This window comes from Serinicoccus profundi (genome assembly GCF_008001015.1).
Classification (GTDB): domain Bacteria; phylum Actinomycetota; class Actinomycetes; order Actinomycetales; family Dermatophilaceae; genus Ornithinicoccus; species Ornithinicoccus profundi.
Genome location: NZ_CP042862.1, coordinates 2,202,928 through 2,214,772, shown reverse-complemented (window position 1 = coordinate 2,214,772; position 11,845 = coordinate 2,202,928). Strand labels below are relative to the sequence as shown.

Genomic DNA, 11,845 nt, shown 5'->3' with positions numbered 1-11,845 from the left:
AAGGAGACACCATGGTGAGAAACCCCCGACCCGGCACCGGGCGAGGCGAGACGGACGGCGCGAGGTCAGGGCCGGCATACCGTCCACGCCTGCGCCGTGCCCTGGCGCTGGCCCTCGTCGGTGCGATCGGCGTGGCGACCCCGGCGCTGGCCTCCGGCGAGCTCGACGACATCCGGGACCGGCTGAGCAGCGTCGATGACGAGCAGAAGCGGACCAGCGCGGACCGCGAGAGCTCGGAGCAGCAGGCGCAGGAGCTGGGCGAGCACCTGGAGCACACCAGCGCCGAGCTGGTCGCCGCGGACGAGCGGCTGCGGGAGACCACGGCTCAGGTCAACCAGGCACGCATCGTGCTCGAGGAGGCCGAGCTCGACCTCGCGGACGCCGAGGCGGAGACTGAGCGGATCGACGGCGAGCTCGCCCTCGCCCGGGAGAACGAGGCGCAGATCGAGGAGTCGCTCGACCAGGTCTCCGCCGACCAGGAGGACACCGCGGCCACCGTCGGCGCCATCGCGCGACAGAGCTACAAGCACGGGGGTATGGGCTCGCTCGCCACGACGCTCGAGCTCCTCTCGGGCGAGGCGGACGCCGTCGACCAGATGTCGATGGCGCGCACGGTGCTGCGCGTGCAGGACCAGCAGATGCGCCAGCTCGCGACCCAGGAGGCCGAGCAGGTGGCCGAGCAGGACCGGCTGGTGGGGGTGCGCTCGGACATCGACTACCTGCTCGCCAAGGCCGAGGCCAACGTCGTCGCCAAGGAGCAGGCGCGGGCCGCGGCCGACGCCGCTAAGGTCGAGCTCGAGGACCTGGAGGCGCAGCAGCAGCAGGCCAAGGCCGACCTCGAGACCGAGAAGGCCAAGATCGAGACCTCGCTCGCGGCCGAGCAGGAGCGCTCCGAGGCGCTCGAGGCCGAGCTGGCTGAGCTCGCCCAGACCAAGAAGGGCCTCAAGGCCGCGGAGCAGGCCGAGCTCGAGCGGATCGAGGAGGCGCGCCGCAAGGCCGAGGAGGAGGCTCGCCGCAAGGCGGAGGAGGAGGCCCGTCGGCAGGCTGCGGCCGAGGCCGCCGCCCAGCGCGCGGCCGAGGAGGAGGCCGCACGTCAGCGGGCTGCCGAGCGGGAGGCCCAACGGCAGCGGGCCGCAGAGGCCGAGGCCCAGCGACTGCGGGACGAGGCGGCGGCTGCGGAGGCGGCCCGACGTGCGGAGGCTGCGGAGGCCGAGGCCGCGGCAGCCGCCCAGGCCGCCCGTGACGCCGCTGCACGTGAGGCCGCGGCGCGGGAGGCCGAGCAGGAGCGCGCCTCCCGAGAGGCAGAGCGGGAGCAGCGAGCCGCGGAGGAGGCGTCCACCGGCATCCTCTCCGCCCCGACGAGCGGCCCCATCACCAGCGAGTTCGGCAACCGCTTCCATCCCGTCTTCCAGACGTGGCGCCTGCACGCGGGGATGGACTACGGGCCCGGGTGCGGCACGCCGGTCGTCGCGGCGGCCGACGGGGTCGTCTACAGCGCAGGCTTCGACGCCGGCGGCGGCAACATGGTCATCGTCGACCACGGGGTGCAGCGCGGCGTCAACCTCACCACGAGCTACCTGCACTTCCAGAGCCCTGCCGTGGTGTCACCCGGGCAGTCGGTGAGCCGGGGTCAGCTGCTCGGGTATGTCGGCACGACGGGCGCCTCGACCGGCTGCCACCTGCACTTCGAGACGCGGGAGAACGGCACGCCGGTCAACCCGCGGACGTGGCTGTGACGACGGTCTGAGGCCTCACCCTGTCACGACGGCGCCCGGTGACCCGAGAAGGGGCACCGGGCGCCGTCGCGTCGTGAAGCCGCCGGTCAGCTGCGGCCGTAGACCTGCTTGACGAAGTCGACGATCTTGTCCTCCTCGACCGTGCGCGCGAGGTCGGACTCGCTGATCATGCCGAGGATCTCGTGACCCTCGACGACCACGAGGCGCTTGATCTGCTGGTCGCCCATGACGCGGACCACCCGGTCGACGTCCTCGTCAGGGGAGACCGTCGACACGATGCCCTGGGTGACCGTGCCGACCGCGACGGCGCCGACGTCGTGCGATGCGGCGACGCCGCTGACGACGATGTCGCGGTCGGTGATGATGCCGGTCAGCGCCCCGTCGGAGGACACCACCGGCAGGGCTCCGACACCGTGGTCGCGCATCAGGGTGGCGGCCTCCACCAGGGAGGCGCTGTCGCTCACCGTGTAGGCCTGGGGGGTCATGATCTCGCGCGCTGTGGTCATCTCTCACTCCTCGAGCTCTCGTGGATGGATCGCCCCCACCCTGCCCCGGGTCCTCTGGGGCGGCAACTCAGGGGGCGCGGGAGCAAACCCGTGTGAGCTTCGTCGATCTCTCGCCTAGACTTGACCGGCCATGCCCAAGGAGACCGGACGCAAGCTCATCGCCAGCAACAAGAAGGCCCGACACGAATACCTCATCGAGGACACCGTCGAGGCCGGCCTCGTGCTGACCGGGACCGAGGTGAAGTCGCTGCGGATGGGTCGCGCGACCCTCACCGACGGGTATGCCGTGGAGTACGGCGGGGAGCTGTACCTCGAAGGGGTGCACATCCCGGAGTACACCCAGGGGACGTGGACCAACCACACCGCCCGTCGCCGTCGCAAGCTGCTCCTGCACCGTGAGCAGATCGAGAAGATGGTCGCCAAGGCCGAGCAGGCCGGGCACACGATCGTGCCGTTGTCGCTCTACTTCGTCGACGGACGGGCCAAGGTCGAGATCGCGCTCGCCAAGGGCAAGAAGCTGCACGACAAGCGGCAGACGCTGCGCGAGCGGCAGGACCGGCGCGAGGCCGACCGGGCGATGTCAGCCCACCTCAAGCGCCACGGCTGACCCGCTGGGCCACGACCGACGGGCGCGCGAAGAGCAGCAGCCCGGCAACGGAGAAGAGCGCGGGCAGCACGTAGACGAGCAGGTTGATCGGCTGGCTCATGAAGGCCAGGACCAGGCCGATGATCGCGGGGGCCTCCAGCGCCGCGGCGCGCAGCACGACGAGCGGCCGCACCTGCGCGGCCAGCGGCATACTCTGCGCCACCTTCGGCACCGGGGAACCCAGCGCCAACGCCCAGGCGCCGATCGTCGTGACGCCCACGACGAGCAGCATCCAGGTCTCCGGGGTCTCCAGCTGAGCGCCGACCAGGGCCAGGACGACCGCCAGCATCACCAGGCCGCCGGCCATCGCGGACACGAGGATCGTCAACGGGCGCAGCGCCGCCGCGTCGTTCGGGTCGTGGGTGGGGGCACCGGGGTAGCTCATGGGCGGCAGCCTGTCACACGGGTCGGGAATCTCCGTGGTGGCCGAGCCGTTGACCACGTAGACTCAGATGAGTGGCCCCGCACCTCGTGGGGCTGGTTGACAACTGCACAGTGTGAGACACCCCCATGGGGGTGATCGGTTTCGACGTTGTTCGGCACTTCAGGGGAAGCGGGTCGAGGATGCAAGGTCATCTCGTCAACGCTCCTTGCGAAACCAATAGCTGCCAATTCCAAGCGCAGCGACTTCGCCCTCGCCGCCTGAGCGAGCCCGAAGTCTGTCAGCCTGAGCTCGTCATCGGCTCAGATCCTGGCATCATCTAGATGACTTGCTGCGTGATCTGTGTCGGGGGATCACGTGGGACTCCAACTCGACTGGGCCTGTCAGGGAACGTGTGCGCGCGAGCCCTGGGGCCGAGAAAATCCCTAGCGCACTGCACCCGGAGAAGCCCTGGTTTCCCGGCAACGGACGCGGGTTCGATTCCCGCCACCTCCACCACCGTGTCTCACGCTGTGCAGTACCGCCTCGGCGGCGCCGACAATCCGTGCAACGACGCGGATCCTGGGCCATGCGCAGGGGTCGCGTGGATGTGGCTAAAGAGACCAAAGCGCAGGTTCCCACTGACGGATCTGGCACGCAGCTGTCACAGGATCATGCTCTGGGCGCGGTGGGTAACTCGCGCGTCATAGAACCCGACGGGCCCGTGCACGCGCTGCCGGCGTGGATCGCAGCGACAAGGAGGGCGTTCGCGCGTACCGACGACACAAGGCCCTGACGTCGCGGATGGTGTAGATCTGTTGCGGACCGGAGCGCCCACCATCCCGGACGGGACGGTGGGCGCCTATGCGGCCGGAGCGTGGCTTGTCTCGCCAGTTGACCGCCGAGCGGCCCTGAGGTCAGGGCCGGTGGGCGTTTCCGGTGCAGCTGTTGTCCTGCACGACGCGGCCGTCGGCGTCAATGTCGAGGGTGAGGACGTCGTCGTAGACGCGGCGCTCGGTGCCGGTCACCTCGTAGTCCTGGTCCATGAGGGGGAAGAGGTAGACCGGGGTGAAGGTCAGCTCGGAGCCGCAGCGGGTGCGTCGCAGGTCCATCTGCAGGTGTCCGTAGTGCAGGCCGCCGTCGAGGAGGCGGGGTTGGCCGTTCTCGTCGTTCTCCCAGAGCTCGGGCTCATCCTTGGCGGCCATCCACTGTGAGTGGGTGTTGAAGCGGATCGGCTCCCACTGTCCGTCCTGGGTCCGGTAGAGCTGCTCGCCGCGCAGCCCGTCGGCGGCCACGCCGACGTCGTAGACCTGCACCCCAACCCCGTCACCGTCGCTGTCGACGAGGGAGCGTTCGAACATCTCGTCGTGGCCGCTGATCACGGCGGCGACGCCGTACTCCTCGAACATCGGGGTGTAGGCGCGCATCGCCACACCGGACTGGTTGTCGGCGTGCTCGTGGTTGGGCGGGGTGCCGTGCACGCCGCTGGAGTAGGCGGCGTGGTGGAACTGCACCAGGATCACCTGCCCCTGAGCGCGGGCGTTGGCAAGCTGCTCGCGAGCCCAGTCCCACTGCTCACCGCCGGGGGTGAGGTTGGGCAGGTCGCTCTGCGCGGGGTCGGTGCCGAACACGTCGGCGAACGTGGCGTCGTACTCCGGTGCCGCGATCTCTCCCTGGGTGTCGGTGGACATCCGCTCGGGGGTGAGGTTGGTGTCGTCGCCGGAGAAGACCTCGCCGGAGAGCTGCCCGGTGCGGGTATTCTCGTCCGGCACCCCGTTGGTGGAGTCCAGGGTCAGGATGGTGACCGGGCCGTGGTCGAGGCGGTAGTAGGAGTCCTTGAAACGGGTGTTGTGCGGGTCCCCGGGGGTGATCATGTAGTCGTGGTAGCGGTTGCGGGCCACCACGGGCGGGGTGCGGTCGGTGGGGGTGCCGTAGCCGCCGCTGATCCCGGCGTAGGTCTCCCAGTTGCCCAGGGCGGTGACCAGCGGGACGGTGGAGGCCAGGGTGCCGAACTCGCCGGCGAAGTGGCGCCAGAACTCGTCCCATGCCGGCTGGTAGCCGGATCCCTGGGCCAGGTCGCCGGCGATCATGAGCAGGTCGGGGTCCTGCGCGGCGATCGTGTCGAGGTTGGCGTCCAGCGCCTGCGCCTGGTTCATCGGATAGCGCACCAGCTCCTGCCCGTACCGCACCGCGGTGCCGTACTTGTCCGCCCAGACCGAGTCGGTCCCGGGCCGCTGCACCGAGCCGTCGGCGTAGCCGGCGTGGGCGATCTCCCACTCGCGGTGCTCGATGCGGCCGTAGGGCTCGGTCTCGGTGTCGGAGAAGGCGACGATGCGCACGTCCTGCCACCGCTGGGCGTCGGGGGCGGTGGAGAAGGTGGCCTCGTGCTCGACCCCGTCTTGGGTGACGGTGTACTTGTAGGTCTTGCCGGCCTTGAGGCCCTCGACTTCGACGACGTGCTGGTAGTTGTTGTCGGAGAGCAGCCAGGAGCCCTGCTCCAGACCGGGGATCGACTGGGCCAGCTCGGCGTCGGAGTACTCCATCAGGTCCAGGTGACGCGGGTCGCTGGTCAGCGTCCGCGTCCCGATGCCGGGGCCGCGCACCGTGACGGTCCCGGCGGTGTCGAGCTCACCGACCCACACGATCGTCATCGAGTCCGAGGAGGGGTTCTGCAGGTAGGGCAGCACCCGGAAGCCGGGCTGGGCAGCGACGGGCGAGCTGCCCGCCGAGGGCAGCGGCGTCATGGGCGCCAGCGCACCGGCGGGAGCTGCGGCCAGAGCGCCAAGCGTCGTGGCGGCGGCCAGGGCGGCCAGGGCAGGAGCGAGCGGACGTGGCACGAGTGACTCCTTGAGCAGGGGAGAGGCTTGCGGCGTCACTGTGCGCCGGCGGGATGGACACCCCGGAACCTGCAGGTCAACCAGGCGTGAACGGTCCGCGGCAGCCCGGGTGCTCGCTTGGCCTCCGGGCGCGGACGTCTGCTGGCGCGAGGAACGGGTGGGCCGAGGGGCCGTGGCAGAGGCCAGGACCCAACCGGTGGTTACACCGCTGAAGGGGTGGGGCTCGAGCATCGCAGGGTGCAGCAAGGGCTCTTCGACGTTGGCGACAGCTGTGACCCGGCTTCTCGTCGTGGAGGACGAGGAGTCCTTCTCGGACCCCCTGTCCTATGTCCTCCGGCGGGAGGGGTATGACGTCGACGTCGCCGCCACCGGTCCCGAGGCCCTGGCCCGGTTCGACCGCAACGGGCGGACCTGGTGCTGCTGGACCTGATGCTGCCTGGATTGCCCGGCGTGGACGTCCTCCGCGGCCTGCGGCAGCGTTCGGGCGTGCCCGTCATCATGCTCACGGCCGAGGACTCCGGGATCGAGAAGGTTGTCGCGCTGGAGCTGGGGGCGGATGACTACGTCACCAAGCCCTACTCAGCCCGCGAGCTGCCCGCACGGGTCAAGGCGGTGCTGCGCCGGCTGGCCGAGCCCGAGGACCTCAGCCCCGCAACCATCGAGGCCGGCCCGGTGCGGATCGACGTCGAAGGCCACACCGTGCACGTCCACGGGGAGCAGGTGTTGATGCCGTTGCGAGAGTTCCACCTGCTGGAGACGCTGCTGCGCAACGCCGATCGGGTGCTCACCCGCAGCCAGCTCATCGACCGGTATGGGGCAGCGACTACGTCGGCGACACCAAGACCCTCGACGTCCACATCAAGCGCCTGCGCGCCAAGATCGAGCCCGACCCCGCCGCACCGCGGCACATCGTCACCGTGCGGGGCCCGGGCTACACGTTCGCCAGCCACTGAAAGAAGCACCGGAAAGCGTCCTTCTCCGACCAGAGGCGCGAGCCACCGTTCCCTGGGGCGGGAAGAGAACAGGTGGCGATCCGGTGCGGCAGCCCCGATCGTCTCGGTCAGCACCGTCCCCGGCGGGCCAGGCCACCCGGACAAGGGGGCGCGGCCTGGCCCACCGCCAGGGCTCACCGCAGGTCGGTGACCTCGAAGAAGGTCGTCGTCCCGGACACCTCGTTGCCGACGATGACCAGGGGTGCCCCTGTGGGCGACTGATCAGCCGGGACGAAGGCCAGGCCCTCGGCGCCGAGGTCACCGGCCGCGGCCAGCGCAGTGTCGACGTCCTCGGCGTCCTCGACCGAGACCGAGAAGTCGCGGTTGTTGGCGTAGGTGACGAAGGCGGCCTGCGCGGGCTCGGTGACGTCGTAGACCATGACACCGCCGATGCGCTCCAGGCCGATGAACGCGTAGGTCCGACCGTCGACCTCACCCAGGACGACGCCCTCGGGCTCGGGGCCCTTGTCATCGGAACGGCCCTCGAGGTTGGTCTCGGAGTGGTTGGAGTTGAAGAAGTCCGGGACCGCCTCGGCGATGATCTGCTCGAACTGGGAACCGGAGTCGAACACGAGCGCACCCTCACCGTCGACGATCGAGAAGCCACGGGTCCCGTAGGTGAACAGCTCGGCGTAGCAGCCGGCCCCCTCGTCCAGGCCCTGGGCCAGGGTGATGTTGAGACGTCCGAGGTTCTCGTCGGCCTGCAGCTGCTCCACACTCATGCCCGCCTGCTCAGCGACGCCGTCGCAGATGGGGGGTATGCCGTCCTGGCCCAGGTCCTTGACCCGCGCCTCTTCGGAGTAGGCGTCGTAGTCGCGGGCGTCGCCTTCGTTGGCGGTGACGACGTAGTCGGTGCCGCGCACCCGGTAGGAGTCGATCGCATCCGGCAGCCGGAAGCCCTGGACCGGCCAGGTGCCGAGGTTGATGCCGCCGTCGCGGTCGGAGGGGTCGAAGGCGACCTCCCTGCGGTCTACCGTTCCCAGCGGCAGCAGGTCGGTCACGGTCGCGCTTTGTACGTCCAGGACGGCCAGGGCGTTGGCCTCCTGCAGCGACACCCACGCGGTACGGCCGTCCTTGGAGACGGTGACGTACTCCGGCTCTAGGTTCTCCGACACGGGGAACTCCGGGGAACCGGTGCCGGCGTCATCCCGTCCGCCGAAGACGCGGACACCCTCGGGGAGGGCGTCGCCCTCGAAGGCGCGGAAGTCGGCGGTGGCCACCGCGTCCTGGATGATCGCGGCCGTCCCGTGCTGCGCCGAGCGGCCGCGCTCGGTCAGCTGCTTCGGGAGGGTCACGACGGAGATGGTGCCCTCCGGGTCGACGCTGTAGTCGTCCGTCGGCTCACCCTCGTTGGCGACGAGCGCACGGTCACCGCGCGGGGTCAGGGTCACCATGTCCGGCAGAGCCCCCACTCGGTAGGCCCCCACTGCCCGCGGCTCTGGCGACCGCACGTCCACGACCAACAACCAGCCGTCTCCGCTCTTCTGCGGCGCCTCCAGGGCCACGACCGCGAGCCCGTCGGGACGGACGGCGACCGAGTTGGCGACGGTGCCGTTCGGCACCACGGATCCGTCGGCGGCCACGAGCCCTGCGGCGGAGATCTCAGCGACCTTGACCGGGCTTGTCGCGTCGGCGGCGTCCAGCACGTCGACCATGCCGCCCTGGGCGTTCACGACCAGGGCGCGCTGCCCGCCGGGGTACCAGGCCACGATCTCGGCCGCGGACTCGTCGAACACACCGGTCTCGAAGGTGCCGACCGGGTCGAGGGTGAAGGCGGCGTCCGGTGCGGAGTGGCGTACCGGCTCGGGCACGACCCCGGCCATGGCCGGGGCAGCAGCCAGCCCGCAGGCAAGACAGACGACGAGCGTCGAGCGGACAACACGGTTGCGGAGGTTGCGGGAGGAGGTGGAAGTCACGCCACGGACGGTAGGAGGCGCGCACCCACACCAGGTGACGCCGAAGTGAACACGATCGGTCCACCACGTGGTGACTCGGGCAAGAAGACCCCTGGGCTGCTCGTGGGGGACTGCTGCACCGATGGGTGACATCTGATCTGCCTAGTCCTCGGGCTGAGCTGGCCACCGACGTCGTCGAGGTCGCTGCCGGGCGGCTGCACCACCGGGCCGGGCCCCAACAACTTGCGGAGGGCGTGTGATGGAGGCCCTGGAGTTCGGTTTCACGCAGCGCGCCCCGGTCGCCTCGACGATCATCGCCGCCGTGGCCCCGCTGGTCGGCGCCTTCATCGTCCAGCGCCGCCAGGCGCTCATCGGCGACGGGATGGGACTCGTCGCCTTCGCCGGGGTGGGCCTTGCCTTTCTCGCCGGCCTGAACCCTCTCATCGGTGCCCTCGTGCTCACCGCGCTGGCCGAGCTCGCGCTGGTGCGCCTCTCCCGCGGTCCCGCCGGCGGGGACCTCTCCCTCGCCCTGGTCTTCTACGGCGGCATCGCGGCCGGCTACCTGTTCGCCTCCCGCGGCGGCGGAGGGCAGAACCAGATCCTCGGACTGCTCTTCGGCAGCCCGCTCAACCTGACCTGGGGCCAGGTCGGGTCGGTCGCCGCCCTCGCGATCGCGGTCGCGGGCGTGCTGGCGCTGCTCTACAGGCAGCTCGTGGCCCTGGCCTTCGACGAGGCCGCGGCCCGCGCCTCCGGCGTGTCCACCACCGGACTGGTCATGGCGTTGACCGTGCTGGTAGCCCTCGTGGTGGTCGCCGGGATGTCCACCATCGGGCTCCTGCTGATCTCCGCGATGATGGTCATCCCGGTCGCGACGGCCGCTCAGGTCACGAACTCCTACCGGTCCATGCTGTGGGTGTCCTCCGCCATCGGCGCCGCCAGCGCCGTCACGGGCATCCTCATCGCCTACCACGCCGCCGTTCCCACCGGCTCCTCCACCGCCCTCACCGCGCTCAGCGCCTACAGCCTCACCGCCCTCGCCGCCGCCATCAGCCGGCACCTCAGGCGGGCACGCAACACGGTCCCGGCAGGGCGGAACGCAGCCCTCATGAGCGAGGACGGGACCAACACCTCCGTGTAGCGAAGGTCAGGACGCGGTCGTTGTCAACCTGAGGGGGAGGCCTTGATGTCGGCGTAAGCCTGCGCGGTTCCAACAAGTTTTCGGGGGGTCCACCAACAGGGCAACGATCTGCCGACTGACCTACGATGTGCTCGAGAAGGTGGAGCGGGACGGGTGCTCCCGCCATTTCGCGGATAACTGGTACGGGCTTGCGGGGCCTCTGTGCAGGAGTGACCAGATCCACGCACGGAGCCTGTCACAGAACTGGCACACGCTGCACCGGGCGCGCATCTTCCCAGGTCAGGGCGGTTTAGGTGCGTTTCCCGCCACCTCCACCACCGTGTCTCACACTGTGCGCGTTGTCGCCACATCGACCCCCAGGATCCGTTCAGCAGCACGGGACCTGGGGGTCGATGTCGTCTGGATCCGACGCGGCCCACCGACCTCGTGACCGTGGCGGGCCGCGAAGGGAAGCCATATACTTATCTGTATGGTTAACCATGTGGCCGTCTGTGCGGCGCTCGGGGATGCCAACCGTGCGCACCTGGTCAGCCGGTTGTCCGCCACCGACGCCACCGTCTCCCAGCTGGCCCGGGAGATCTCGATCAGTCTCCCGGCCACGCTCAAGCACCTCGGCGTGTTGGAGGAAGCGGGTCTGGTCCGTCGGGTCAAGCACGGGAGGGTCGTCACGGTGAGCCTGTGCCCGGAGGCCCTCGAGCAGACCGAGGCCTGGCTCCATCGCACGAGGACGTTCTGGACGTCCCAGCTGGGACACCTGGCCGACAGCTTCGAGGCACCACCGCCATCACCGACACCGGAGGACTCACCATGACCACGAACCGCACCGCAGCCCATGACGTCCCCGAGCTCGTCGTGACCCAGGACGTGCCGGCCTCGATCGCCGACGTGTGGGTGGCGTGGACGACTGCCGAGGGCCTGGCGCGCTGGTGGTGGCCGCACTGGCCGGACACCGTCTATGTCATGGAGGCCGCAGGGGGAGGACGGTGGTCGGCCCGCAGCGCGGAGGGCGGCACGGGGGTTGAGGGTGAGGTCGTCCGGCTGGACGAGCCGCACCTCCTCGAGCTCACCTGGCGCTGGGACGGCGAGGGGACCGAGGACGCCGTGCGGGTCGAGCTGGTCGAGCACGGCAGCGGGACCCGGGTCACGGTCCGGCACCGGACGCCGGGCAGTGGGCACGCGGACTACCGAGCGGGCTGGGAGTTCGTCCTCGGCAACCTCGGAAGGGTCGTCGGCGCGGCGTAACCCCACGCGGGCTCGTGCACAGCGACGGCCCCGGCGTCCACGTGGACGCCGGGGCCGGATCGGTGGGGCGGGTCAGGACTGCTGGGCGGGCTGCTCCTGCTCGGCGGCGGCCAGCTTGGCGCGCACCTCGTCCATGTCCAGGTCGCGCACCTGGTCGACGACGGACTCCAGGTCGCGGGCCGGCAGGGCGCCGGACTGGCGGAAGACGAGCACGCCCTCCTTGAAGGCCATGATCGTCGGGATGGAGGAGATGCCGGCGCCCGCGGCGAGGGCCTGCTGGTCCTCGGTGTCGACCTTGCCGAAGACGACGTCGTCGTACTTCTCCGAGGCCTTCTCGTAGTTGGGCGCGAACATCTTGCACGGACCGCACCACTCGGCCCACCAGTCGACCAGCACGATGTCGTTGCCGGTGACGGTCTGCTCGAAGGTGTCGGCGGTCAGGTCTACGGTGCTCATGGTCGGTGTAACACCGGTCGGTGCTGGCTTCTTCCT

Annotated in this window: 10 protein-coding genes, 1 other RNA gene and 1 pseudogene; 7 read left to right on the top strand and 5 right to left on the bottom strand. The window is 70.1% G+C overall.

What is annotated here, in order from left to right; all coding sequences use genetic code 11:
• Positions 1–11 precede the first annotated feature (11 nt).
• Entirely contained in the window at positions 12–1,736 is a 1,725-nt protein-coding gene (locus FA582_RS10250; protein WP_010147769.1) for a M23 family metallopeptidase, read from the top strand.
• Between the two features lie 86 nt (positions 1,737–1,822).
• Here the strand turns inward: FA582_RS10250 and FA582_RS10245 are convergent, their stop codons facing one another.
• Positions 1,823–2,242 (bottom strand): CBS domain-containing protein, encoded by a 420-nt coding sequence (locus FA582_RS10245; RefSeq protein WP_010147768.1) that lies wholly within the window; start codon positions 2,240–2,242, stop codon positions 1,823–1,825.
• 130 nt (positions 2,243–2,372) lie between these two features.
• Here FA582_RS10245 and smpB point away from each other — a divergent pair, with 130 nt between their 5' ends.
• Entirely contained in the window at positions 2,373–2,849 is a 477-nt protein-coding gene (gene smpB, locus FA582_RS10240; protein WP_010147767.1) for an SsrA-binding protein SmpB, read from the top strand.
• Here smpB and FA582_RS10235 read toward each other — a convergent pair.
• A complete protein-coding gene (locus FA582_RS10235) occupies positions 2,833–3,273 on the bottom strand; it encodes a hypothetical protein (protein ID WP_010147765.1) in 441 nt (146 codons plus the stop codon). The genes smpB and FA582_RS10235 overlap by 17 nt on opposite strands.
• 127 nt (positions 3,274–3,400) lie before the next feature.
• On the opposite strand from FA582_RS10235, the gene ssrA reads away from it, so the two are divergent.
• Positions 3,401–3,768: a transfer-messenger RNA gene (ssrA, locus tag FA582_RS10230) on the top strand.
• Positions 3,769–4,166: 398 nt separating this feature from the next.
• Here the strand turns inward: ssrA and FA582_RS10225 are convergent.
• Positions 4,167–6,086 carry a metallophosphoesterase family protein gene (locus FA582_RS10225; protein ID WP_237707515.1) on the bottom strand — a complete coding sequence of 640 codons (1,920 nt, stop codon included), beginning with the start codon at positions 6,084–6,086 and terminating at the stop codon, positions 4,167–4,169.
• Between the two features lie 271 nt (positions 6,087–6,357).
• On the opposite strand from FA582_RS10225, the pseudogene FA582_RS10220 reads away from it, so the two are divergent.
• A pseudogene (locus FA582_RS10220) lies at positions 6,358–7,039 on the top strand (winged helix-turn-helix domain-containing protein).
• 173 nt (positions 7,040–7,212) lie between these two features.
• Here the strand turns inward: FA582_RS10220 and FA582_RS10215 are convergent.
• Complete coding sequence (locus FA582_RS10215) at positions 7,213–8,994, bottom strand: choice-of-anchor I family protein (protein WP_141567618.1); 1,782 nt, start codon at positions 8,992–8,994, stop codon at positions 7,213–7,215.
• A gap of 238 nt (positions 8,995–9,232) precedes the next feature.
• On the opposite strand from FA582_RS10215, the gene FA582_RS10210 reads away from it, so the two are divergent.
• From FA582_RS10210 to FA582_RS10200, 3 genes are all read left to right on the top strand, one after another.
• Positions 9,233–10,111 carry a metal ABC transporter permease gene (locus FA582_RS10210; protein WP_010147762.1) on the top strand — a complete coding sequence of 293 codons (879 nt, stop codon included), beginning with the start codon at positions 9,233–9,235 and terminating at the stop codon, positions 10,109–10,111.
• 469 nt (positions 10,112–10,580) lie between these two features.
• Positions 10,581–10,922 carry an ArsR/SmtB family transcription factor gene (locus FA582_RS10205; protein ID WP_029540912.1) on the top strand — a complete coding sequence of 114 codons (342 nt, stop codon included), beginning with the start codon at positions 10,581–10,583 and terminating at the stop codon, positions 10,920–10,922.
• A complete protein-coding gene (locus tag FA582_RS10200; RefSeq protein ID WP_010147760.1) occupies positions 10,919–11,353 on the top strand; it encodes an SRPBCC family protein in 435 nt (144 codons plus the stop codon). Before FA582_RS10205 ends, FA582_RS10200 begins: the two co-directional genes overlap by 4 nt.
• Before the next feature lie 72 nt (positions 11,354–11,425).
• Here FA582_RS10200 and trxA read toward each other — a convergent pair whose 3' ends face one another.
• Entirely contained in the window at positions 11,426–11,809 is a 384-nt protein-coding gene (gene trxA / locus FA582_RS10195; RefSeq protein WP_010147759.1) for a thioredoxin, read from the bottom strand.
• Positions 11,810–11,845 lie beyond the last annotated feature (36 nt).

Bases quoted from the DNA above. Each gene is read 5' to 3' on its own strand.
- FA582_RS10250 (WP_010147769.1), top strand. From the start codon at position 12: ATGGTGAGAAACCCCCGACCCGGCACCGGGCGAGGCGAGACGGACGGC.
- FA582_RS10245 (WP_010147768.1), bottom strand. From the start codon at position 2,242: ATGACCACAGCGCGCGAGATCATGACCCCCCAGGCCTACACGGTGAGC.
- smpB (WP_010147767.1), top strand. From the start codon at position 2,373: ATGCCCAAGGAGACCGGACGCAAGCTCATCGCCAGCAACAAGAAGGCC.
- FA582_RS10235 (WP_010147765.1), bottom strand. From the start codon at position 3,273: ATGAGCTACCCCGGTGCCCCCACCCACGACCCGAACGACGCGGCGGCG.
- FA582_RS10210 (WP_010147762.1), top strand. From the start codon at position 9,233: ATGGAGGCCCTGGAGTTCGGTTTCACGCAGCGCGCCCCGGTCGCCTCG.
- FA582_RS10205 (WP_029540912.1), top strand. From the start codon at position 10,581: ATGGTTAACCATGTGGCCGTCTGTGCGGCGCTCGGGGATGCCAACCGT.
- FA582_RS10200 (WP_010147760.1), top strand. From the start codon at position 10,919: ATGACCACGAACCGCACCGCAGCCCATGACGTCCCCGAGCTCGTCGTG.
- trxA (WP_010147759.1), bottom strand. From the start codon at position 11,809: ATGAGCACCGTAGACCTGACCGCCGACACCTTCGAGCAGACCGTCACC.